General features: G+C 53.1%; 16 protein-coding genes. 5 read left to right on the top strand and 11 right to left on the bottom strand.

What is annotated here, in order from left to right; genetic code table 11:
• Positions 1 to 5: 5 nt before the first annotated feature.
• From O5O45_RS25500 to O5O45_RS25490, 3 genes are all read left to right on the top strand, one after another.
• Positions 6 to 416, top strand: a complete 411-nt coding sequence (locus tag O5O45_RS25500) for a hypothetical protein (RefSeq protein WP_305902124.1) — start codon at positions 6 to 8, stop codon at positions 414 to 416.
• A 414-nt stretch (positions 417 to 830) separates the two neighbouring features.
• Positions 831 to 6953 (top strand): alpha-2-macroglobulin family protein, encoded by a 6123-nt coding sequence (locus tag O5O45_RS25495; RefSeq protein WP_305902123.1) that lies wholly within the window; start codon positions 831 to 833, stop codon positions 6951 to 6953.
• 9 nt (positions 6954 to 6962) lie between these two features.
• Positions 6963 to 9146, top strand: a complete 2184-nt coding sequence (locus O5O45_RS25490; RefSeq protein ID WP_305902122.1) for a transglycosylase domain-containing protein — start codon at positions 6963 to 6965, stop codon at positions 9144 to 9146.
• A 23-nt stretch (positions 9147 to 9169) separates the two neighbouring features.
• Here O5O45_RS25490 and O5O45_RS25485 read toward each other — a convergent pair whose 3' ends face one another.
• Positions 9170 to 9811 (bottom strand): hypothetical protein, encoded by a 642-nt coding sequence (locus O5O45_RS25485; RefSeq protein ID WP_305902121.1) that lies wholly within the window; start codon positions 9809 to 9811, stop codon positions 9170 to 9172.
• An 857-nt stretch (positions 9812 to 10668) separates the two neighbouring features.
• Here O5O45_RS25485 and O5O45_RS25480 point away from each other — a divergent pair.
• The gene (locus tag O5O45_RS25480) at positions 10669 to 11973 is read left to right on the top strand and encodes a DNA cytosine methyltransferase (protein WP_305902120.1); all 1305 of its coding nucleotides are present in this window, start codon (positions 10669 to 10671) and stop codon (positions 11971 to 11973) included.
• On the opposite strand, the gene O5O45_RS25475 is transcribed toward O5O45_RS25480, so the two are convergent.
• Both O5O45_RS25475 and O5O45_RS25470 read right to left on the bottom strand, forming a co-directional pair.
• Positions 11929 to 12852, bottom strand: a complete 924-nt coding sequence (locus O5O45_RS25475) for a hypothetical protein (RefSeq protein WP_305902119.1) — start codon at positions 12850 to 12852, stop codon at positions 11929 to 11931. The two genes, O5O45_RS25480 and O5O45_RS25475, sit on opposite strands and share 45 nt — an antisense overlap.
• Positions 12849 to 15200 carry a sensor histidine kinase gene (locus O5O45_RS25470; RefSeq protein WP_305902118.1) on the bottom strand — a complete coding sequence of 784 codons (2352 nt, stop codon included), beginning with the start codon at positions 15198 to 15200 and terminating at the stop codon, positions 12849 to 12851. The genes O5O45_RS25475 and O5O45_RS25470 overlap by 4 nt, the downstream gene beginning before the upstream one ends.
• Before the next feature lie 368 nt (positions 15201 to 15568).
• Between O5O45_RS25470 and O5O45_RS25465 the strand changes: the two genes are divergently transcribed.
• Positions 15569 to 15724, top strand: a complete 156-nt coding sequence (locus tag O5O45_RS25465; protein WP_305902117.1) for a hypothetical protein — start codon at positions 15569 to 15571, stop codon at positions 15722 to 15724.
• 573 nt (positions 15725 to 16297) lie between these two features.
• On the opposite strand, the gene glmS is transcribed toward O5O45_RS25465, so the two are convergent.
• From glmS to O5O45_RS25425, 8 genes are all read right to left on the bottom strand, one after another.
• Positions 16298 to 18133 (bottom strand): glutamine--fructose-6-phosphate transaminase (isomerizing), encoded by a 1836-nt coding sequence (glmS, locus tag O5O45_RS25460; RefSeq protein ID WP_305902116.1) that lies wholly within the window; start codon positions 18131 to 18133, stop codon positions 16298 to 16300.
• Between the two features lie 111 nt (positions 18134 to 18244).
• On the bottom strand, positions 18245 to 19603 hold the full coding sequence (gene glmU, locus O5O45_RS25455; protein WP_305902115.1) for a bifunctional UDP-N-acetylglucosamine diphosphorylase/glucosamine-1-phosphate N-acetyltransferase GlmU: 1359 nt from the start codon (positions 19601 to 19603) through the stop codon (positions 18245 to 18247).
• Positions 19604 to 19828: 225 nt separating this feature from the next.
• Positions 19829 to 20254: a F0F1 ATP synthase subunit epsilon gene (locus O5O45_RS25450; protein WP_011400732.1), complete on the bottom strand. Its 426-nt coding sequence runs from the start codon at positions 20252 to 20254 to the stop codon at positions 19829 to 19831.
• 28 nt (positions 20255 to 20282) lie between these two features.
• Positions 20283 to 21662 carry a F0F1 ATP synthase subunit beta gene (gene atpD / locus O5O45_RS25445; protein ID WP_011400733.1) on the bottom strand — a complete coding sequence of 460 codons (1380 nt, stop codon included), beginning with the start codon at positions 21660 to 21662 and terminating at the stop codon, positions 20283 to 20285.
• Positions 21663 to 21742: 80 nt separating this feature from the next.
• Positions 21743 to 22606: a F0F1 ATP synthase subunit gamma gene (atpG, locus tag O5O45_RS25440; protein WP_305902114.1), complete on the bottom strand. Its 864-nt coding sequence runs from the start codon at positions 22604 to 22606 to the stop codon at positions 21743 to 21745.
• 75 nt (positions 22607 to 22681) lie between these two features.
• Positions 22682 to 24226, bottom strand: a complete 1545-nt coding sequence (gene atpA / locus O5O45_RS25435; RefSeq protein WP_011400735.1) for a F0F1 ATP synthase subunit alpha — start codon at positions 24224 to 24226, stop codon at positions 22682 to 22684.
• A gap of 61 nt (positions 24227 to 24287) precedes the next feature.
• The gene (locus O5O45_RS25430; RefSeq protein WP_305902113.1) at positions 24288 to 24824 is read right to left on the bottom strand and encodes a F0F1 ATP synthase subunit delta; all 537 of its coding nucleotides are present in this window, start codon (positions 24822 to 24824) and stop codon (positions 24288 to 24290) included.
• Positions 24825 to 24836: 12 nt separating this feature from the next.
• Positions 24837 to 25307, bottom strand: a complete 471-nt coding sequence (locus O5O45_RS25425; RefSeq protein WP_011400737.1) for a F0F1 ATP synthase subunit B — start codon at positions 25305 to 25307, stop codon at positions 24837 to 24839.
• Positions 25308 to 25337 lie beyond the last annotated feature (30 nt).

Here is a 25337-nt window from a genome sequence, read left to right as displayed (position 1 = left end):
ACCTCATGTCTCCACGCCTGCTTTCTGTGTTATCGCCCATGTTGCTGGGGCTCTCAGCCTGCGTCGCCGAGCCTGTGCTTAACCGCCAAGAGAACCCGACTTTTTCCGACCTGCGCCTACAGCCGGCAATCACCGACCTGAATGGCTTGCAGTGCGGCCCGGTTAATCCCAAGGATTTACAGCACATATTGCAAACCGGGGAATTCGTCAGCCACCGTCAAATACATGATGAATACTCTATCTCCGGCTGTTCCATAACGGGTGCTCTGAAACTCGATGGCGTTTCCACTCCCTTCAGCTTTGACTACAGCGGCATATTCTATTTTGCGGACGGACGCATACTGGCTTGCGGCGAAGCCTGTTGCGACGCGGGTTTCGAGCACTGCGGCTGGTATGATCCGGCGACTCTGGAATAGAGATAAGCATTTGGATTTGCAGCAAAAAAAACAACAAATTTCCACGCCATAATTCATCATTTTTCTGCCATAATGCGCCCCCTTTCATTTTAAAATGCGGGTTATACTCATTATTAACATGGCAATGATATTGGCCCGTTAATAATCAGACGCATGGATGCGCCTGCGCGGGGGCTAGCCGCGGGAAACAGGGCCTGACATAGGCGGGACCTGTCGTTGCAGACAAATAGAAGGAAGCTATTTGTCTGCCTGATTAATAGTTCATAGAGTCACTTAACGCCTGCAGCAAATATTCCGGCGCTTCATCCGTAGTACGCTATCACATCGTCTAGCCTCAATACGACTGAAGGGCTGGGAGGCACGGCACACACCTAACATTGTCGCTCACGCGTCTTCCGGGGGTTTTACAAGGACATGACAAGCGCAAGATCCGGTTTTCTATTTCTACTCGCTATTAGCGCCAGCGGCCTGACCTGGGCCGGTCAACCCAGCTTCGACTGCGCCAAGGCGTCACAGCAGGTGGAACATATTATCTGCGACTCGGAGGCCCTGGCCGCCCAAGACGCCAAGCTCGCCAAGCTTTATGGCAGCGTCATGAAAGGCCTGGACGGAAGCGCCAAGGACAAACTGAAGTCCGAACAAAGGGAGTGGCTAAGAAACCGCAACCGGGATTGCGACCTGAACGGCGACGCCGGCGAGTCCTGCCTGCTTGGCCGCTATCGTCAGCGCAACGCAGAGTTGTCGGCGATGCTGGCTTTTGATTCGTCCAGCCAGCCTGCTGACGGCGAACTCCGCATCATGCGCATCACGCCCAGCGGCGCAGATGTCCCCGCAGCGCAACAAGTGGTGTTTCAGTTCGACCGTCCTGTGGTTCCCATCGGTCGCATGGAACGGGACAGCAAAGATATTCCTGTCACCATCACCCCTGCGCTCAAGTGCGAATGGCGTTGGCTCAATACCAGCGCGCTGGCCTGCCAACTGCGCAATGAAGACAAAATGCAGCAGGCGACCTATTACGAAATCACCATGCGTCCCGGCATCAAGACTGTTACCGGCGCGCAACTGAAACAGCCTGTGGAGCACAGCTTCACCACAGCTCGTCCCAAAGTCACCTACGAGCGGTTCGTCAACTGGCTGTCGCCCGGCGCGCCGATGATTCAGATAACGTTCAACCAGCCTGTCACCAAGTCGTCCGTGGAAAAAACCTTGTCCATGAGCGCAGAAAGCACCGGCCTGCCGCCAGTTAACGTCATCGCCTATCCAGACAATCTTCCCCGCCAACAACCCTGGTGGATGGCGATCGCCAACGACGAAGAGCAGCCCAAGGTCAACGACCAACTGACCCAGTTAGATGGCGACGAAGCCCGCTCCGTCTGGGTCATCGAGCCGAAAAAAGAATTGCCGCTGGATCAGAACATCACCTTGCAGATCAAGCCTGGCCTGGTTTCCAGCGAAGGTTCTGAGCCGGGTGCGGAAAACCGGATACTGGAACGGTTCGACACCTATCCGGACTTCCGTTTCGTCGGCATTCGCTGCACCCCCACGGGCGCGAACGAAGCCATGGACATAGAACTGGATCTCTTGCTCACCATGCGAGAAGGCTATGAGGAGTTTATCCAGTGCGCGCCACTGCGCTCAGTGGCGCTGCTGTTCACCTCGCCAGTGACCAATTCCATGGTGCGGGACCAAGTGACTTTCGAGCCGCCTCTGAACGGGGGTCGTAAAGATTATGATCCCTGGGAAAATACCCAGGACTGGACTCATCTGACCTCTCCCCATCGTAACGGACGTTTTTACCAGGTCTGGTTGCCGGAACTACTGAAAGCGGATCAAAAGTACGCCATTAATTTGAATATCGACGACCTGACCGACGAGTTCGGACGCAAACTGAACAACAAAGTCAGCTTCAACTTTTTCACCGGCCACCGGGAACCCAGACTGGAAGTGGCCCATGACGTGGCGGTATTGGAAAAAGGCGTGGAAAGCGACGTGCCTTTGTACGTCACCAACCTGAACAAAATCGACATTGCCTACAATTCCCTGGGCGCTAACCAGTCTGGACGCAATCAGAGAAAAGTAATCCCCGTCGCCCCGGCGGAAGACATTTCCTACGCCACCCCCATGGGCGTCAGGGACCTTCTGGGCGACGCCAGCGGCGTGCTGTTCGGTTCGCTCACCCCGAACCCGACCCCACCGGACTGGTACTACGATCCCAAGATCTTTGCGGAAGTCACGCCTTATCAGGTGCACTTCAAACTCGGCCACTTCAACTCCATGGCCTGGGTGACCTCGTTCAGCAGCGGCGAGCCAGTGGCTAACGCCAACGTCTCTCTATGGTTCGGTTCGTATGAAAACCTGCCCGGCCTGCGCAATCTGAACATCACCGCCAAAACCGACGCCAACGGTATGGCGTCAATGCCTGGTTTGGAGAAGATTGACCCGCAACTGGAAAGCATCTACGGCGGCAGAAGCGCAGACCGGGAAGGCTTCTTCGTGAAAGTGGAGCAAGCGGGCGATATCGCCATCGTGCCTCTGAATAGCAACTTTTCCGTGTGGGATCGGGATCTGTATCCCAGCCTGGAGCGCAAGGGCGGTCACGCCCACGCCTGGGGAACCACGGCCCAGGGCGTTTACAAACTGGGCGACAAGGTGCAGTTCAAAATCTATGTGCGCGAGCAAAGCAACAAGCACTGGGTTGAGCCCTACGAGTCGAATTACTCGCTGAAAGTATTCGACCCACAGAACAAAGTCGTCTACGAGCGCAATAACATCAGCCTGAACAAGTTCGGCGCCTTTGATGGCGAGTTTACCTTGCCGGAACAGGGCGCCGTTGGCTGGCACCAGTTCCAACTGACCCTGAACGCGCCTTCCGGCAGCGAAGTGCAGGAAACGTCCTGGACGCCTGTGACTGTATTGGTCAGCGACTTTACGCCTTCACCATTCAAAGTGAAGACCGAACTGAACGGGAATCTGTTCCGCGCCAACGATTCGGTGCAAGTCACCTCTCTGGCCACGTTGCACTCCGGCGGCCCCTATACAGAGGCGGAAGTGCGTCTGACCGCCAAGCTGACCCCAAAAGAGTTTTCCAGCAGCAACCCCGTCGCCAAAGGCTTTACATTCGGCGGCGACAATGACTCCGGCGGCGAGAGCAACTTGCTCGATATTCGCCGCAAACTGGATGACGCCGGTCAGTACGTGGAAGCCTTTACCCTGCCGGACAGCGGCGTATTCTACGGCCGCCTGATGGTGGAAGCGGCGGTGAAGGATGAGCGCGGCAAGTTCGTGGCTTCTTCCACCACCGCGGATTACGCCGGCAGAACCCGCTATGTCGGTCTGCGCAATACTCAGTGGTTGTATAAAAAAGACGAGCCTGCGCGCCTGGAGACCTTAGTGGTGGATCAAAGCGGCGCTCCGGTCGCCGGCGCGCCTGTGCGCATAGCCATTAATCATCGCGAGTACAAGGCGTCACGGGTGAAAGGTCCCGGCAACGCCTATCTGACGCAGAACATCATGGAGTGGGTGGAAGAAACCCAATGCGAGCTGAAGAGCGATACAACCGCCGCCACCTGCGAATTCAAACCGCAGAAGCCGGGGTATTATCAGTTCGTCGCCACCGTCAAGGACACAGAGAACCGGGACCACAGCACCACTTTATACGGCTGGGTGACCGGCAGCGGCTCCGTCGTGTGGGATCAGAGCAACGACGCCACGTTGCAGATCGTCCCTGAGCAGACCAAGTTCAAAATCGGCGATACCGCCCGTTACCTGATCAAAAACCCTTTCCCTGGCGCCAAAGCGCTCATATCAATAGAGCGTTACGGGATTCTCGATAGCTGGGTGCAAACTCTGGATTCCAGCACGCCGGTCATAGAAGTGCCGGTGAAAGCGGACTATCTGCCAGGTTTCTACCTGTCCGTCGTCGTGGTGTCGCCACGGGTGGAGAAACCGCTGGGACCCGGTCACGTGGATCTGGGCAAACCCAGCTACCGCATGGGCTATGTCGCCGCCAAAGTCGTGGACCCATTGAAAGAGCTGGATATCAGCGTCGCCACTGACAAAGAGGTGTATAAGCCTCGCGAGCAGGTGAAGGCGAAGATCCGCATCAACCGCAAGAAAACCGATCCCTCTGAGGGCTACGAAATAGCAGTAGCGGTTATCGACGAATCCGTTCTCGCGCTCAACCGTAGCGGCGACAACTATTACGACCCCTACGCCGGATTTAACCGTCTTGATCAGCCTGATGTGTATAACTACAACCTGATCAGCCGACTGGTGGGCCGTCAGAAGTTCGAGAAAAAAGGCGCCAACCCTGGCGGCGGCGGCGCAGCTTCTGCGCAACTGCGTAACGAATTCAAGTTCGTGAGTTATTGGAATCCGTCCATCGAACCCAACGACAAGGGCGAAGCGGAAATCGAGTTCAAAGTGCCGGATAACCTGACTGGCTGGCGCATCTTCGCCTTCGCAGTGACGCCGGAGGATCGCATGGGACTGGGCGACGTCACCTTTAAAGTGAATCGTCCAACGGAGATCCGTCCGGTCATGCCTAATCAGGTGATTCAGGGCGACCGTTTCAAAGCCGGCTTCAACGTGATGAACCGGACCGACAAAGAACGCACCATCAAGATGGATGTTCGCGTCAAAGGTCCTCTGGCGGAAGGCGCTGAACACGCGTTCACCCGCGAGCTGAAAATCGGCCCGTACAAGCGGGAAAACATCTGGCTGCCGATCGACACCAAGGGCGATGGCGAACTGGTCTTCATCGCCAAAGGCGGCGATCAGTTAGACACTGACGCGCTGGAGCACAAAACCATCGTCAACAAGCGGCGTTCACTGGAAACAGCGGCCACCTATGGCACGACCACGGCGGCCAGCGTTAGTGAAAATGTCCAGGTTCCAGAAGGCATTTTTGAAGACGTCGGCTATATCGGCGCCGTCTTGTCGCCTTCCGTCATCGGCAATCTCGATGGCGCGTTCACCTATATCAGAGACTACCCGTATATGTGTTGGGAACAGCGTCTGACCAAAGCCGCGATGGCGCGTTCCTATCTGGAGCTGAAAGAATATCTGGCCGAGGACACGCAATGGCCGGAGGCGCAGAAAGATATCGACAGCGCGATGAACGCCGCCGCCAACTTCCAGGCCCCGAATGGCGGCATGGCTTACTGGGTGGCGTCCAACGCTTACGTCAGTCCTTATCTGTCCGCCTACACCGCCATGGCGTTCAACTGGATGCGCGCCAGCGGTCATGAGGTTCCCGTCGGCGTGGAGCAACGCCTGCATGAGTATCTGCTGACCTTGCTGCGTCAGGACAGTTTCCCCACCTTCTACAGCAAAGGCATGTCCTCTTCCGTGCGGGCAGTCGCCCTGGCGGCGTTGGCGGAAGCCGGCAAAATCGATCAGAGCGACGTCAGTCGCTACGAGCGCCACCTGCCGGAAATGGACCTGTTCGGCAAAGCCCACTTCCTGCAGGCGGCTGTACGCACTGAGCAGGTTCCGCAAAGTGTGGTGAGCAAGTCCATGGACGATATTCTGAGTCACGCCAGCCAAAGCGGCGGCAAATTCCAGTTCAACGAGCCCTGGGACGACAGCTACAGCTATATCCTGGCGACGCCGCTGCGCTCCAATTGCGCAGTCCTGAGCAGCCTGCTCGGCGCGCAGACCGAAGGCGGCATGGGCGCAACCATTGGCGATATACCGTTCAAACTGGTCAGAAGCATTACTCAGAGCCGCGGCTCCAGAGACCACTGGGAAAACACGCAGGAAAACGTGTTCTGTCTGAACGCCCTGGTCAATTACGCGTCTATTTATGAGAAGGAAGACCCCGCCATGAAAGTGTCCGTCAGTTTTGACGGCAAGAACCTGGGCGCCGCCTCCTTCAATAAGAAATCGGACCCGATGACGACGATTAGCCGTCCTCTGACCGCCGAAGATCCAGGCAAAGCCGCTACCCTGAATATTCAGAAAGAAGGCGAAGGCAGGCTGTACTACTCCGCCCGAATCGCTTACGACCTGAAGGAAGACAACGCTGCGCGCATCAACTCCGGCATCGAAATTCGCCGTGAATATTCCGTTGAGCGCAACGGCAAGTTCGAGCTGCTGACGAGCCCGATGCAAATCCGTCGGGGCGAGCTGGTGAAAGTGGATCTGTTCGTATCCATTCCCACCGCCCGCCATTTCGTGGTGGTGAACGACCCTATCCCCGGAGGCCTGGAGCCGGTTAACGCCGATCTGGCCACCGCGTCACAGGTGGATGCGGATAAAGGCGAGTTCAAAGCCGCAGATGGCTCCTGGTTCTACACTTTCTCGGACTGGTCCTACTACGGGCGTTATTTCTGGAGCTTCTATCATAAAGAGCTGCGCCACGACTCGGCCCGCTTCTACGCGGATTACCTGCCGGCGGGCAACTATTTCCTCTCCTACACGGCGCAGGCCATTGCTGAAGGCGAATTCAGCGTCATGCCCGTGCACGCCGAGGAGATGTACGACCCTGACGTCTACGGCAAAGGGCTGCCGGCCACGTTGAATGTGGGGGAGTAGTTGGGGCCTATGTTGAGAAAACTGATGCGCGCCAGGAAAAAGCTGGCGGCCGGCGTCGCAGTGACAGTCACGCTGTCCTGCGCCGCCCTGGCCGGGGCCACTTACTTCGCCATCACGCCGTTGCCGGACGATCTCTCCGCAGTGATCGCCAGCGCCAGTAAGAACACCTATCTGGACCGGCGCGGCAAGCGCTTGAACATCACCTACGAGAACGAGTGGAATATCTACGACGTCAACGATTTCCATAATATTCCCGAATTCCTGCGGCGGGCGTTTGTCCTGTCGGAGGACAAGCGTTTCTTCTCCCATGGCGGCGTGGACTGGCTGGCGCGACTCAACGCTACGCGCCAGAACGTCATGTCCGGCGGCGTGGTGCGCGGCGCCAGCACTATCAGCGAACAGGTCGTGCGCATGCTGCATCCCCGGCCACGCACGCCCTGGTCGCGCTGGATCGAAGGGTTTGAGGCCGCCAACCTGGAGGCGCAATTCTCCAAGGTCGAAATCCTTGAGTTCTATCTGAATCAGGTTCCTTACTCCGCCCGCCGCCGCGGCGTGATGCAGGCGGCGCAGTATTACTTCGGCCGCGATCTCTCAACGCTGAACTACAAGGAAATGCTGGCGCTGGCGGTATTGGTGCGGTCGCCACGCTGGCTGGATCCGCAACGCCAGCTCCGCAACCTGAACCGGGCCATCGACAACCTGCTGGACCGGCTGGAGCTTGATGACGATGAACGCGCCGCCATTGCCGCACAATCTTTGGAACTGCAAAAGACGGACATCCACTATGACTTGTCTCACTTCATTCGCTTCGCAGAGAACCGACTGAGCGCGCAGAACCTGGAAAACGGCGCCGTCTACACCACCATCGATACGGAACTGCAGACCAAAATCCAGCAAACCCTGGACAATCGTCTGGATAATCTCACCTCATACCGTGTTCAGAATGGCGCCGTTCTGGTGATTGACCATGAGAGCAACGAGATATTGTCCTGGGTGGTGGGCTACGCCGGTCGCGACGACAAGCCCTTCAATCGCATCGATGCGATTACTACGCCCCGCCAACCCGGTTCAACCCTAAAGCCTCTGTTGTACGCCAACGCCATCCGTAAAGGCTGGACTGCGGCCACCATGCTGGATGATTCGCCGTTGCAGGAAAGCGTCGGCTTGGGTATGCACACCTATCACAATTACAGCCGAGGCTACTACGGCCGCATTTCACTGCGGGAAGCCCTGGGCAACTCTCTCAATATTCCCGCCGTCCTGGCTATCCAGTACGTAGGACCGGGTGAGTTTCTGAACTTTCTGCACGATCTCGGCGTAGACAGCCTGTCCGGCCATCCCAACGTCTATGGCGATGGCTTGGCTCTGGGTAATGGCGAGATGACGCTTTTCGAATTGGTGCAGGCGTACTCCGTTCTGGCTCGTATGGGCGACTTCAGGCCCTTGTCTTTCACCGAGGGCAGCCAGGGTTACCAAGGCCATCGCGTCCTGTCTGAGGATATCTCCAGCCTGGTGGCCGACATCATGTCCGACCCGGCGGCGAGAGAGAAAGAGTTTGGCTGGGATTCCGTGCTGAACTTCCCACATCAGACCGCCGTCAAAACCGGCACCTCCAGCGATTATCGGGACGCCTGGTCGGTGGGCTTCAATGACAAGTACACCGTGGGCGTATGGATGGGCAACCTGGACTATGCGGAGATGAACAAAGTCACCGGCTCCATGGGTCCAGCGTATGTGCTGCGCTCGGTCTTCAACGAGTTGAATAAAAATCGGGAAGTGAAGCCGCTTTATCTCAGCAGCAACCTGCAGAAGCTATCCGTCTGCATCAACACTGGAGAACTCGCCGACAATGGCTGCGAGTCCCGAGACGAGTGGTTTCTACCTGGAACCACGCCGGGGGAGGTCAATAAAGACACAGGCGAAGTGAGGATTCGCAAACCCAGCAAGGGCCTGCTGATGGCGATGGACCCCCGGATTCCAGATGAATCCGAATATTTCGAATTCGCACTGACCGAAGCCGACAACATTAAAAGCGTTAAGTGGTTCATCAATGGCCAGCTGGTCGCCACCACTGATAAACCCACCTATAACTGGAAACTGTCCAAGGGCGATTTTGCCACCAGAGCGGAAATCGCCTTCACGGACGGAGCCCAATCTGTCATCACGGAAGAAATTCAATATCGGGTAAATTAAGCGGCGAAATCACGCCGCTTGTTTCAACCTACGTGGTGAAACTGTACTTCTTTGAATGTGATATCGATAGCCGCGCCTGAGGCGGACACATAGGTGTGATACTGAGCCGTCAATTGCTTGAAGAAGTCGAGACGCTTGCCTGTCGTACAACGATACTCGCCTGAGTTGGGATCGAAGAACTTCATGCCGTCAGCGTCCACGTAGAGCCCGCAAACGTGGTTGGTGGAAATACCCTTGCCGCTCAAAACCATCATGACAATGTGATGGCCAGGGTTATTGCTCAGATGCTGAAGCGCCGAGCCGTAGGTATCGTAGTTCTTTTCGATAACGACCCCGCCATGACGCATTCCCAAGGATGTCGGCGCCACAGAAGCGATACGATCTGCATACGAGTGATGCTTGGTGTTATTGAAGTAACCAGCGAAGTAATCCGTATTTTTCCAGGCGATATCCGTATTCAGATACGTAATGCGATCAGCGGGAGTTTCACCGCGCTGCCGTTGATGGCGCTGCACCCAAGCGAACGATAAGCCAGTGCAACCGCCAACTTGAATATTCTTCATCTGCTGCAAAAGCGGGCGCGTCATAATCTGACGACGCTGTTTGAATTTAGCAACACGAAACTCTTTAAGCGCGGAAATGGTCTTCCAGGAAGTAAAGGACATTGGGACTCTCTCATCAGATAAATAAAAAGCCGGAACGTCCATTTCCGATGAAAGTGAAAACTAACGGGCGAACTACCCGACGAATCAGGTAAGCGCCGACCTGATCAAAGCGCCGTCAGCTTTATATGTAAAGTTTTGTAAAAGACCGGGGATATTGCGGCTAAATGCAGTCAATTGAGTGGAAATTCAAGGTATTACAGTGCTTTTCCCTGTTGAAGCGGATTGTCTCCACGTCTTCTCCTAAAGTTAGGGCTGGAACGTTCCTACTCTATTCAGGACGGGTCAGAGATGAAAATACAGTATAATTATATCCTCTTAGCAAACCGAGCCACCGAGACCAATTTCAACTCTGATCGATAGGACAACATCTGGGCCGACTTCCCCACTATCATCAAAGGGCTGATGGGCAGAGAACTACCGTACTGAGTTTGGCTGGTAGAAAGATGATTATCCTGAAAGCTCAGCCTCAACTCACCGTCATCTACCTCCTTCCCGAAATCCATGTGTTCAAATATACCAAGGAAGGCTTACTCGAGAAGAGACGAGATTCACGGCGACGTATTTGATTATATTGACATATTTTTCAATCTGGATAGGCTCCATGTTTTCAATGGTAGACTATCGACGGTAGAGTTTTAAAAGCAGTTCAATGGTCAACAATAGAATATCTATAATACCCAGAGCGATTCACGCAATAGCTGTGCTTAGGACTAGGGAAATTGCGGCTTAATGCCGAACTGGGGATGCAGCGCCTTCAACCCCGCAAACCGTGATAATCACAATGGTGCCTGGCTATCTGATGTAGGGCCGGGCATAATTAACCTATAACCTAACAATAGTCCAGAGAAGTAGACACGATGCCACGATCCTCCACTAAACCACTGACATTCATCGACGCTTTCGCAGGTTGTGGTGGTCTTTCTCTCGGTTTGATGCAGGCAGGATTGGTTGGCCGCTTTGCAATTGAACATGACACCTCCGCCTTCTCCACACTAAAGACTAACCTGTTAGCTGGGGGGGCTCCCCATATGTACAGGTGGCCGCGTTGGCTCCCTAAGAAGCCGATTGGTATCGACGAATTGCTTAGTAGTTACCAAGAGCAACTTGAGAAAATCTCGGGGAGCGTCGATTTACTGGTTGGCGGCCCTCCATGCCAGGGTTTCTCTGCTGCGGGACGTCGGCAGCATGATGATCCGCGTAACCAATTATTTGATTCTTATTTGAAGCTGGTCGATATAATTAAGCCTAAGGCCGTGTTGATCGAAAATGTGCGTGGGTTTACCGTTGATTTCAATGCTGGTGACGAGATAAAGAATTTTTCCCAGCTCCTCAAGGATCGGCTGTCTGATGGCTATATGGTTTATGAGCAACTACTTGACCTATCAATCTTTGGCGTGCCACAGGCACGTACACGCTACTTTGTCATAGCTTTCCGTTCTGAGCTGAATGTGCCGAATCCATTCTTACACCTTAAAAATCGACTTCCCACATTTTTGCGTTCACTGCGTTTGACGGCACCAGTCTCATCAGCTGCCGCTATTTCTGATCTTGAAGTTGCTCGAAATGGAAAACAACCATCACTTGAGAGCAATGGCTTTGAAGAAATCTGTTATATAAGCCCGCTTACCCACTTCCAAAAGCTAATGAATACAGGGGGACAAACTCCTACCGATTTGCGTTTAGCTCGCCACCGCGAGGATATTGTCAGCCGCTTCAAACAGATCATCGAGCTGAGCCATGCCGAAGGCCGCTTAAATAAGAGTGTTGGGGCCGAAATACGTGAACGCTTTGGCCTCAAGAAAATGGCTTTGCGTGTACTTGATCCCGATAGCCCATCGCCAACGATAACAAGCATGCCTGATGATTTACTGCACTACTCAGAGCCGCGCACGTTAACTGTTAGGGAGAACGCACGGCTACAAAGCTTCCCTGACTGGTACTCGTTTCAAGGCAAATACACGTCAGGCGGCCACCGCCGAAAACAAGAAGTGCCTCGCTTCACACAAGTAGCCAATGCCGTACCACCGCTGGCCGCGCGCGCGATTGGAGAGACATTAGCGGATCTGTTCGGAAGCCAATCCATAAAGGCGAATGTAAGAAGCTACCAAAAGGTCAATTCAAGTCTGCATAGCGTCCAGCAGAGCGCGGAAGTCAGCGCGTAAGTTCAGAATCAACTTGCGCAGCTCTCGCATCTGCTCTATATCGATGACCTTGCCAGCACTACCAGTGACCGTGCTGGGTTTTCCCTGGGGCACCAGAATCGCATGTCCGAGGATATTGCGCTCACCCACGACACCATCACGATATCCTGTAACTGTCGCCACTCCAGCTGCATACTCAGTAAATTCGTCCATGCCCAGAATTTGTGCCAGCATGCGAAGGCGATGGTCCGAGGTAAAAAGCATGTGGGCCTTGAAAAGAGCTTCAACGCTAGGAGCGGTCTTAATCTTATTGCCTTGCTTTACGATATTCGCGACTTGCGCATCCACGCGCTTCATCGCTTCCCTAATAAATTGCTCTCTGCCTGCGTCATCGAGCTTGTCATGCGCCAAAGTTAAGCAAGTGTTAACCATATGGTCGATGTCACTCGTGGCCCCCATTACAATACCACGGGTATGATCAAGATCGAGGACCTTCTTGATCAATGACTCAAATACGCCTATCACTTCGTCGATAAGGTCCGCGCGACCCGCGCAGTAGACCCCTTCTAGTTGCTTTTCATAGGCTTTTTGCCGTAACTCTACAACCGCTGCCTGTCCGGAATAGAAGACCACGTCTTTGTACTGAACGATATGACGAATACGCTCGATTGCATCCTCCCCGTGCTCATTGTTGCCAAGATCCCAATCTACTAGGATGAGGTCAACTTCATCCGTGAATACATTATTGGAAATGGCCTCTTCCATTTGAGCGATAGTCGTGCACTGACGAGGCTTGAACTCAAACCCCTCGTTAGCCATCTGCAACGCAATGCTCTTGATCTGATGAGTCACACTATCAGGCTGGTCATCCACCCACAGCACATTGAAGTCTAGTCTCACGCTTTTCTCCCTTTCATGGCGATCTTGATAACAAGACCCAGACCCTTTTCTACGCTTTCATCGAGCTCGATACTGCCCCCCATTTCGCCAAGGGCTTGTCGGACATGATAGAGACCGAGGCCTGATCCCAGCGTAGTCGTATAACCCATCTCGAAAATGCGCGAGCGGTTCGTGCCTGAAGCCAGACCACGCCCGTTATCACTCACATGGATCGTAAGACCGCTCTTGTTCTCTTGTGTAAGAACAAATTTAATCTGAGACGCCCTGGCCTTCCTCGCGTTACTGATTAGGTTGTCAACAATGATCGACGCATCGATTGGATTGAAGCGTAATTTCATACCGGGGTGAGCGTTTTCGGCTTCAATCTGCAACCGAGCACTGCCCGTAGTGCGGGCAATCTGTTCGATGTAGTCATAGATGAACGCAGCAAGGTCAGTCTCAATCTTCTCAGAATCGAGCTTGAAATTCGCTTTCGCCGCGAACTTCGTTACTGACATTACTTTCCTATTGAGGAAGGCCATCTGCTCCAACGTTTTGAGAACCGTGTCGCGCGGTATCGATGTTTTGTCGGCAGTCTCGGTCAAAAAATTTTCTATCTGCTGTGCAATGTCCACGGCATAAATTGTCACCTGATGATGCAGGTTCAGGATTGTGGCGGAATCTACGTTGACGAATGACTCTAGAAAATGCGCACGCCGCCGCTCAGTCTCTATCTCCGCCTCGGCCGTTTCTGCACGGCGGTTTGCAGCTGCGGCTGCGGCCAGCGCCTTGTCGGCGACTTGGCGTGCGTCGGCCTCAGACTTCTTCAAGTCGTCAAAGCGGCGCTCGGCTGCGTCGAGCCGATCAAGCATCTCTGTATCGTCCGTTTTTTCGGCGATCGCACGCAGACTGACCAGAGATTTCTCGAAATCGCTGGAACGTTCGTTAATCAAGTCGACAAGCCGCTTGCTGTACTCGATTAGCCGTACCTTCTCATTGTCGACGAGATTGGCGACCGCTGCTGTTACGCGCGCACGCCCAGGATCTGTCATTAATCTAGAAAGGTCGTCAGTGAGGGCATCAGGCTTGTCGACCCAAGATACCGGGACAACGTATTTTTCCAAACGCTTCAGGCAGTGATCCATGACCGCCTTTTGCAACTGCACTACAGCAGGTGTTTCGATTAGACCCTGGTTACGGCTCGATACTTCTTGGAAGTCATCATCGGACCCAGAAACGTCGACCCGCCCAATGACTTCTCGCGTACCCAAAAAGCGAGCATAGCCTTGCTGCTTGCGGCGACTGAAGCCGAACCAATCGTCTCCGTCTTCGCCGATCGGATAGACGCGAAAACCGTTTCTAAAGAGAAAAACCGACCCGAACTGAACTGACGGCAAGCCAACACGTCGAGCGAATGTAACCTTCGCTGACTGATTAAGGTAGTAGATCTCGCACCTGAAACCCGCTGATGAGAGATACTGATACGGATTAGGCTCAGCAATTCTATAGATAACCTCACCACGATCCGTAAGCGCCGTGCACAACTCATCACCATTAATGGTTACCCGAATGAATGTCGTCTTATCTTGCAATGTAGCAAAGATGAAATTGCCAATCTGGCCATTGACCAGATCTTTTGGTAGAACCTCCTCGGCATGAGAGGCAATAAGCCGCTCATCCTCTGCCTCCTCAGACGGTGCAGTAATATATATACCGAAGCCGTCAGTCTCTTCACCAAAAGGATTGATTAGTTTTGCCAGCGACGCCTTAAGCTCCAGGATGCGCTGTCGCGACCATGTCCGCCTCAGTCGCTGGATAGTGACCGAAGTGCCATGTTTAAGGGTCGACTTGAACTCATCCAGCTCAGCCGGCAGCTCAAAAACACTCTGCTCGTTGTACCGGACTGGGACGTTCTCGAAATGCTCCTTGGCATCCTTCTCGAATAGCTCCCAATCGACAGTCAGGTGATGGACCGTTTTAGCCTTACCTCGTGGGCGGCTTTGTATGACAACTTCCTCGCCCAACCGATCAGACGAAAAGCGGCCAATCCCTTTACTGCCTGCATAGTGCCGACGCTCGGAGGCAATGTTACGGAAGTCATCAACAGGCCGATCGCTACGTTTTGACGAGTAGGCAACGAACAGCCACTTGTTCGTAAGATCTTCATAAGACATGCCAGAGCCGTTATCGGCGATAACAATATTGTCATCGCCGAAATACAGCTGCACCGTGTCTGCACCAGCATCGAATGAGTTTTTGACGAGTTCGAATATCGCGACTTCGTCATCAGTGATGAGCTCCCGACCTAGCACGCGTTTTAGGCCAGTACTGACATCAAAGTGTAGATTTCCATTTGCCAACAAATTCATCGTCCTTTGCCTGAACTTGACCAGTATTGATGTATTAGATTAGATTTTTTAATTGTAAGTAAGTAGTGTAATCATCATACATTTTCTCGATTTCGTTTACACTGCTCTGATGAATGCAAGTATATTCATGCCGAGATTTAGTCCTCTATAAATATCTAGTGATTAACTAAATCTGAACATATTACAGCCGTTGCACATCGCCAAGTCCCATCTATAACCCTACCCCAGCCTCCATATCCAGACATCAACTCCTGCCTGATGTTGACAAGTCGGGCTTTATTTTGGGTGATGTATAGAAGGACTCTGAGACGTTTTCCATGGGGACTGGCCACCTCAGAGAGAACTTCAACACCACTTTTAGAATCCTATTGACGCTATCTCTAGCGATTGTTTCTGTCCGTAAGATCGAGATTCGGGTGTACAATCGCTCCCTGCAATACTCCAACCTGAATCGGGCCATCAAGTACCAGCAAGGCGTGTCTTCGTCCTCATGTTTTACCTTCAAGCAGCATCTGGAGTACTAGTTGTAGTGGTTTCGCCTTAGCACTAGTCGCTTTATGACTTAAGTTTTCTTTTAGTCTGTACTGTATTTTCCTTGGGGTGCTATCGTCGGGTGCGTCGGATTATCCATATTTACCAAGGAGCCGTAACTAACCACCTGAGGAACTTCCTGAAACTTGCCGCTTAGGAGTCCTCAAGCCTCAGCAATACAGATAGTGTCCTCAGTCCGAAAGGAAAGATATTGATTAACTTTGGAGACCAGTTCAGAGAGGGAAATACGATTAACTTTATGTCATATAGAATGTGAAGCACACTTCGGCATTTATTACCGAGTAAGCGGTGAGAGTGCCTCAAAAAAGAGACATATCTGGTATAGATGAAGGCCTGTTGTCAGAACGCTGGGCTTGACCGCGCCCTTCCTTAAGCCTTTTATCGATCTGAGCCTGAGCCAAGCACTTGAATATTTCACCCATATAAAAAGCCAACGTCCTAGTTGATACCTTCAAGCTAGCGCACATTGGCTTAGGGTGAAACTATATGTTCAAAAATAGTACTTTATTTTAATACAACAGCTTTTTAAAGGCGCGAAAGTATTACTACTCCACCGTGACGCTCTTCGCCAGATTTCGCGGCTGGTCTACGTCGGTGCCTTTGAGTACGGCGACGTGGTAGGACAGCAACTGCAACGGTACGGTGTAGACGATGGGCGCCAGGATGTCGTGAACGGCGGGGATGGGGATGACATGCACGCCGGGTTCTTCTTCCAGCGCCACTTCCGCATCCGCAAAGACATATAGTTCACCGCCACGGGCGCGAACTTCCTGCAGGTTAGACTTCAATTTCTCCAGCAGCTCGTTGTTAGGAGCGACGGTGATAACCGGCATATCTTTGTCCACAAGCGCCAAAGGACCGTGTTTCAGCTCACCCGCAGGATAGGCTTCGGCGTGGATATAAGAGATCTCCTTCAGCTTCAGAGCCCCTTCCATTGCGACGGGATACATGGAGCCGCGGCCTAGGAACAAGGAATGGTGTTTCTCTGCGAAAGCTTCTGAGGTTTTGTTGATGACGTCGTCCAGATCCAGCACTTTCTGAATCAGATCTGGCAGTGCTTTGAGGCCTTCCACCAACTCCGCTTCTTTCTCTTTAGTCAGACCATGACGTCTGCCCAGGGCGATCGTAAGAATCAACAGAGCAACCAGCTGAGTGGTGAACGCCTTGGTTGAAGCGACGCCAATTTCAGGGCCAGCCTGGGTCATTACGGTCAGGTCGGATTCGCGCACCAGGGAGCTGCCGGGCACGTTACAAATCGCCAGCGCAGATTTGAAGCCAGCCTTTTTAGCCTGACGTAACGCAGCCAGCGTGTCAGCAGTTTCACCAGACTGAGAGATGGTGACAAACAGCATGTCCGGCTGCACGACATGTTTGCGATAACGATACTCACTGGCGACTTCAACCTGGCAGGGAATGCCGACCAGTTCTTCGATCCAGTATCTGGCGACAAGGCCTGAGTGATAGCTGGTGCCGCACGCAACGATCTGTACAGAGCCTACGCCATCGAAAACATTAGCGGCGTCCGCGCCCAATACCTGCTCAAGAATGTGGTCTCCGCTGATGCGGCCTTCCAGAGTGGCTTTGATTACTTTGGGTTGCTCGTAGATTTCTTTCAGCATGTAGTGGCGGTATTCGCCTTTTTCCACGCTATCAAGTCCGCCGTGCTCAAAACGCACAACCGGGCGCTCTACCTTGGCGCTTGAGCCGTCCCAGATAGTGATCTTTTCCAGGGTAACTTCGGTGATATCGCCTTCTTCGAGATAAATAAAGCGATCCGTCACTTGCAACAACGCCAGAGCGTCGGAAGCCAGGAAGCTTTCGCCGATACCCACTCCAACCACCAGAGGACTGCCTTCGCGAGCCGCCAGGATACGATTGGGTTCTGAGGAGTGCACCACCGCCAACGCATAGGCGCCGTGCAGTTGCGCAATCGTCTTTCTGAACGCCTGCAGCATATCGCCAGTTTCCTGATACATGCTGTCGATCAGGTGGGCGACGACTTCCGTATCCGTCTCGGAGGTGAACTCATAGCCTTTATCGCGCAGGTCCTGGCGCAGGGCTTCATAGTTCTCAATGATGCCGTTATGAACGATGGCGAGATTTTCACCTGACATGTGTGGGTGAGCGTTGGTGACGCTGGGCTTGCCGTGAGTCGCCCAACGGGTATGCGCAATACCCGTGCGTCCTGGCAAAGGATATTTGGTGATGGCTTCTTCCAGCGCGGCGACTTTACCCACTTCACGCTGACGCTGGATTTTATTCGCCGCTTCTACAACGGCCATACCTGCGGAATCATATCCGCGGTATTCAAGACGTTTCAGGCCTTCTAGCAGGATCGCGGAGACATCCCGCTGGGCAATCGCCCCAACTATGCCACACATATGTTTTCCTTGTTTCGGATTGGATTAACTCAATAAACGAATCTTAGTACGTTTTATGTTTTTTTAGAAAACGAGGCTACAACGCCTCGCTTAACGTTATTTGTGCTCGGGCTACTTCTTCACCGGCCGCGTCCAGCCATCGATATTGCGCTGCTGCGCGCGGGCGACGGCGAGCTGCTTGTCGGATACATCCTTGGTGACGGTAGAACCAGCTCCAATCGTCGCCCCTTTACCCAATGTCACTGGCGCAACCAGAGCGGTATTGGAGCCAACGAAAACATCGTCCTCTATAAGCGTCTTAAACTTATTGGCGCCGTCATAGTTACAGGTGATGGTTCCAGCGCCAATGTTGACGTTGGAGCCTACCGTAGCATCGCCGACATAGCTGAGGTGATTCACCTTGCTGCCAGGACCGATATCCGCTTTCTTGATCTCTACAAAGTTGCCGACTTTGGCCTTCTCAAACAAATGAGAGCCTGGGCGCAGTCGCGCAAACGGTCCAACCGTGGCGAAAGCGTCAATACGAGCGTCTTCTATAATACTGCTAGCTTCAATCGTTACGTCATTAGCGATGACCGCATTTCGTATCACGCAATTCGGACCGATTTTAACCCTGTCTCCCAGAGTGACGTCGCCTTCGAAGACGGCATTCACGTCAATTTCCACGTCACGGCCGACATTAAGCACGCCGCGCACGTCAACACGGGCGGGATCGCGCAAGGTCGCACCGGCCAGCATCAACTCTTCGGCTACCTGTTGTTGGTATGCTCGCTCCAGTGCGGCCAACTGAATCCTGTTATTAACGCCTTCAACTTCATGGAGGAAGCCTGGCTGCGCAGTGACGATGTCTACGCCGCTTTCAACCGCTAGCGCGACGATGTCCGTCAGATAATATTCACCTTGAGCGTTACTATTGGAAAGCTTGGGTAACCACTCTTTCAATCGACTGGCCGGCACAGCCATGATGCCAGTGTTAATTTCATTGATTGCCTTCTGCTCTTCAGTCGCATCTTTCTGCTCAACAATGGCGACCACCGACCCAGCCTCATTGCGGACGATACGGCCATAACCAGCGGGGTTGTCCAGTGTCACGGTCAAAACGCCCAATTTACCGTGGCTGACGGCGAGAAAGTTTTTCAATGTAGCGGCGGAAGTGAGCGGCACATCGCCATATAGAATCAACGCCTGACCATCATCAGACAAGTTCTGCAATCCCTGAGCTACCGCATGTCCCGTGCCTAGCTGCTCCGCCTGGTGCGCCCATAACAGACCGGGTCCAGACACTCCGGCCTGAACCACATCGCCTTTGTGGCCATATACGACAGTAATGTTTTCCGGCTCCAAGCGACGAGCAGTGTCGATGACGTGCTGAACCAGGGGCTTGCCAGCGACGCAATGCATCACTTTCGGCAACTCGGATTTCATTCGCGTACCTTGGCCGGCTGCGAGAATGATGATGTGCAGACTCATATCGGTCTCCGAAGAATGGATAAAGTAATTAAACCGGTAACAGCTTGGCTGTTAATTGAAATTGTATTAATCGACACTTTAAGGGATTAGGAGAAAAATTTCCTGCCGTCCAGATAGACTAGTAAAGTTGCGCACAGGCGCCAAGTTTTAGCCCTTAAGCGGGCTTCAAATACAAAAAAAGGGGAAGACTGTGCTTCCCCTTGTTCGATCTTGCAATCTTTGCTGTTAGCGCTTCAACTTATTACGCATTTGCTGAATGGTGCGGAGCCTTGCAGCGGCTTCGGCCAGCTGCGATGCGGCTCTGGAGTATTCGAAGTCTCCGCCGCGATTGGCCAGGGCCTTCTCAGCTTCTTTCTTCGCTTCCAGAGCAGCGGCTTCGTCCATATCGCCCGCACGTTGCGCGCTATCCGATAGGATGGTCACCATGTTCGGCTGTACTTCGAGGAATCCGCCAGTAACGAAAAATACTTCCTCTTCACCGCCTTGCTTGATGATCCTAACCGGACCGGGGTTTAGCGCAGTTAGCAGGGGGGTGTGACCCGGCGTGATGCCCAGGTCGCCTTCACTGCCGGCGGCGATAACCATCTCCACCAAGCCAGAAAAGATCTCCTGTTCCGCACTAACGATATCGCAATGCACACTTATACCCATTTGGTTAGGCCTCTATCCTATTCGGATATTATTTAGTCTTCTTGGCTTTCTCAACTGCCTCATCGATACCGCCTACCATGTAGAACGCCTGTTCTGGAAGGTGGTCGAATTCGCCATCAAGAATACCCTTAAAGCCGCGGATAGTGTCTTTCAGAGACACGTATTTGCCCGGAGAGCCGGTAAATACTTCCGCAACGTGGAAAGGCTGAGACAAGAAACGCTCGATTTTACGCGCACGGGATACAATCTGCTTGTCTTCTTCAGACAGCTCGTCCATACCCAGAATCGCAATAATGTCTTTCAGCTCTTTGTAACGCTGCAGTACGGTCTGTACGCCGCGCGCCACGTCGTAATGCTCCTGACCGATAACCAGCGGGTCCAGCTGACGACTGGTGGAGTCCAGCGGGTCAATCGCAGGGTAGATACCTTTTGCGGCGATATCCCGGCTCAATACAACTGTCGCATCCAAGTGGGAGAACGTGGTTGCTGGAGAGGGGTCAGTCAAGTCATCCGCAGGTACGTATACGGCCTGAACGGACGTAATGGAGCCAACTTTAGTGGAAGTGATACGCTCCTGCAGAACGCCCATTTCCTCAGCCAGAGTCGGCTGATAACCTACCGCGGAAGGCATACGACCCAGCAGAGCCGATACTTCTGTTCCCGCCAGGGTGTAACGATAAATGTTGTCAACGAACAACAGAACGTCACGACCTTCGTCACGGAACTTCTCCGCCATGGTCAGACCAGTCAAAGCAACACGCAGACGGTTTCCTGGCGGCTCATTCATCTGCCCGTAAACCATTGCTACTTTGTCCAGTACTTTGGACTCTTCCATCTCGTAGTAGAAGTCGTTACCTTCACGAGTCCGCTCACCAACACCTGCGAATACAGAAAGACCAGAGTGCTCTTTCGCGATGTTGTTGATCAGCTCCATCATGTTTACGGTCTTACCTACGCCCGCGCCGCCGAACAGGCCGACTTTACCGCCCTTCGCGAAAGGACATACCAAGTCGATAACCTTGATGCCGGTTTCCAACAGGTCGCGAGAGGAAGACTGATCCGCATAACCAGGAGCAGTACGGTGAATGGGCATACGCTCTTCTTCACCGATAGGACCTTTTTCGTCAATCGGGTTACCCAGTACATCCATGATACGGCCCAGAGTCTGGGTTCCGACTGGTACTGAGATAGGAGCGTTGGTGTTTTCCACTTGAAGACCGCGGCGTAGACCCTCGGTGCTTCCCATGGCGATGGTGCGCACGATACCGTCACCCAGCTGCTGCTGAACTTCCAGTGTTGTGGCTCCGCCTTCAACTTTTAAAGCATCATAGACTTTGGGCACTGTATCGCGCGGAAATTCGACGTCGATAACCGCCCCGATAATCTGCACTATTTGTCCGCTACTCATTGTCAGTTCCTCACTGAATCTTAAATCTGTTCTGCCTGACTCCGCCGCCTTTCAAGCGGCGCGTCCAAATACCAAGAAACCTATACCGCCGCTGCGCCACTCACAATCTCAGAGATCTCTTGAGTGATCGCCGCCTGACGAGCTTTGTTGTACGCCAACTCCAGCTCGTTGATGATTCCGCCAGCGTTGTCGGTCGCGCTCTTCATTGCGATCATCCGCGCGGCCTGCTCACAGGCGTTATTCTCCACAACAGCTTGGTATACCTGAGACTCAATGAAACGGGTTAGCAACCCGTCCAACAAGCCTTTAGCGTCAGGCTCGTAAATGTAATCCCAATGGCGACGTATCATTTCATCATCTTCCGCAGGGGGAAGAGGCAACAGCTGCGCCACGGTAGGCTTCTGCGTCATGGTGTTTACGAAGCGGTTATGGACCAGGTACAAACGGTCGATCTTGCCTTCAGCATATGCGTCCAGCATGACCTTTACGGAGCCCACGATCTTGGTAAGGGATGGTTCATCCCCCAAGTGGCTCAATGCAGCGACAACGTTACCGCCGTAGTTGCGGAAAAAGCTGATTGCTTTTTGCCCCACTGCGCACAAATCGACTTCCGCGCCTTTATCGCGCCATTCTTTCATGGAGCGCATCATTTCGCGGAAAGCGTTAACGTTCAAACCGCCACAGAGTCCGCGGTCAGTTGAGACCACGATATAGCCGATTCTTTTAGCTTCGCGTTCTTGCAGATACAGATGTCGATATTCTGGATTCGCAGTAGCGATATGGCTTATGACGCTGCGTATGCGATCAGCATAAGGCCGACCCGCCGCCATTCGCTGTTGAGCCTTACGCATCTTACTAGCGGCGACGAGCTGCATCGCGCTGGTAATTTTCTGCGTGCTCTTGATACTTGCGATTTGGGTTTTAATCTCTTTTCCGACGGCCATATTTACCTGCCTTTCGTTAATCCTGAACCTGTTGAACAACCAGTCGCCGCAAAAGCGGCGACGGTTAGAAGTTCATTACCAGGTTTGAGTGGATTTGAACTTCTCGATACAAGATTTCAGGCCGGCGGCGATTTCGTCGTTGTAATCGCCTGCTTCGTTGATCTTCGCCAGAAGATCGCCGAATTCGCTCTTGGCGTAAGAAAGCAGAGCCGCTTCGAAGGGAACTACTTTCTTGGCGTCGACATCGTCCAGGAAACCTTCGTTTGCAGCGAACAGAACCAAGCCCATTTCTGCAACGGTCATCGGAGCGAACTGCTTTTGCTTCATCAGTTCGGTAACACGCTGACCGTGCTCCAGCTGCTTACGAGTCGCTTCGTCAAGGTCGGAAGCGAACTGTGCGAACGCAGCCAGTTCACGATACTGAGCCAGAGCCAGACGGATACCGCCACCCAGCTTTTTCATGATCTTGGTCTGTGCGGCGCCACCTACCCGGGATACAGAGATACCGGCGTTCATCGCAGGACGGATACCCGCATTGAACAGGCTTGTCTCAAGGAAGATCTGGCCGTCAGTAATAGAAATTACGTTAGTAGGAACGAACGCAGATACGTCACCGGCTTGAGTTTCGATGATAGGCAGAGCGGTCAAAGAACCGGTTTTGCCTTTCACTTCGCCGTTGGTGTACTTTTCAACGTATTCCTCGTTAACGCGGGACGCACGCTCCAACAAACGGGAGTGCAGGTAGAATACGTCACCGGGGTATGCTTCACGTCCGGGCGGACGACGCAGCAACAGGGAGATCTGACGATACGCCCAGGCTTGCTTGGTCAAGTCGTCATAAATGATCAGTGCGTCTTCGCCGCGATCGCGGAAGTATTCACCCATGGTGCAGCCGGAGTATGGCGCCAGGAACTGCATGGAAGCAGGATCCGCAGCGCCGGCGGCTACAACGATGGTGTGATCCATTGCGCCGTGCTCTTCCAGCTTGCGCACTACGTTAGCGATAGAAGATTGCTTCTGACCGATCGCTACATAGATACACTTAATGCCAGTGCCTTTCTGGTTGATGATCGCATCGATCGCCAGAGCAGTCTTACCTGTCTGACGGTCACCGATAACCAACTCACGCTGACCACGACCGATAGGCACCATGGTGTCCACGGACTTATAACCGGTCTGCATCGGCTGACCAACGGATTTACGGGCGATAACGCCTGGAGCGACTTTTTCGACTGGCTCAGTCAGAGTCGTTTCCAGAGCGCCTTTACCGTCAATCGGATTACCCAGTCCGTCAACGACGCGACCAAGCAGTTGTTCGCCTACGGGTACTTCCAAGATACGGCCGGTTACTCTTACCTTTTGACCTTCCGCTAAATCTTTGTAGTCGCCCAATACAACGGCGCCCACGGAATCGCGCTCTAAGTTAAGAGCCAGACCGTATACGCCGCCTTCAAATTCAATCATCTCACCGTACATTACGTCGGCAAGACCATGGATCAGTACGATACCATCAGAAACGCTTACGATAGTGCCTTCTGTTTTCGCTTCAGAAGAAATATCCAGCTTCTCAATGCGCTTCTTGATGATTTCACTGATCTCAGATGGATTCAGTTGCTGCATGCCTTTATCCTCAAAAACCCTTCAGTTACCTTTCTGCGGAAATTCAGCCGCAGGCGCCAGTTCAGGAATTCACTGCCTCGGCCAGCTTAGCCAAGCGACCGCGTACGGACGCGTCAATCACCAAGTCACCCGCGCGCACGACGATGCCCCCGATCAGCTCTTTATTAAGCTGGGAGCGCAAATTGACGTTGCGAGATAGTTTCTTTTGCAGAGCCTGAGCAAGCTTGTTTTCCTGCTCGCCATTCATTTCGAATGCGCTCTCAATAGTGACTTCGATTGTGGCTTCTTGCTGCGCCTTTAACTGCTCGAACAGTGCCGCGATTTCCGGCAGCAGGACCAGACGATTGTTTTCAGCGAGAACTCTAACAAAGTTAGCTCCCGCTTCATTGAGTTTGCCTTCGCAAACGTCAAGGAACGTCTGGCCTTTCTGAGCGCTGGTCAATGCTGGGTGTTTTAACACCTTGTGCATATTGCTGTCTTCAGCAACAGCGGCGGTCAGCGCTAATAACGCTGACCATTCCGACAATTGACCCGCGTCCCGAGCTAATTCAAAGGCCGCTTTCGCATATGGCCGGGCGAGTGTAGTGCTTTCCGCCATAATGCAAACCTCTTAAAGTTCCGCAGCTAGTTTATCTAGCATGTTGCTGTGCGCACCTGCGTCCACAGAGGTTTCCAGGATCTTCTCAGCACCCGCCAACGCCAGCGCAGCGACTTCAGCACGCAGCGATTCCTTAGCACGGTTCTTTTCCTGGTCGATTTCAGCTTTGGCTGCGGTGATCAAACGTTCGCCTTCAGTACGCGCCTGATCTTTTGCTTCTTCCAGCATTTGATTGGCGCGCTTGTTGGCTTGTTCAATAATTTCAGCCGCTTGCTGTTTGGCTTCACGCAACTGCTTGGCAACTTTTTCTTGGGCTAGCTCAAGATCCTTTTGCGCGTGCTCAGCAGCCTGCAAACCATCGGCAATCTTTTTCTCGCGTTCCCGCAGAGCCTGTATGACCGGCGGCCATACATACTTCATGCAGAATACGACAAAGATAAAGAAAGCAATCGCCTGCCCTATCATTGTCAGGTTGATGTTCACGTTGACACCCCTCGCTTATCAGTCGAATAA

This window comes from Hahella sp. HNIBRBA332 (assembly GCF_030719035.1).
Lineage (GTDB): Bacteria > Pseudomonadota > Gammaproteobacteria > Pseudomonadales > Oleiphilaceae > Hahella.
This window is presented reverse-complemented; position numbering and strand designations above follow the sequence as displayed.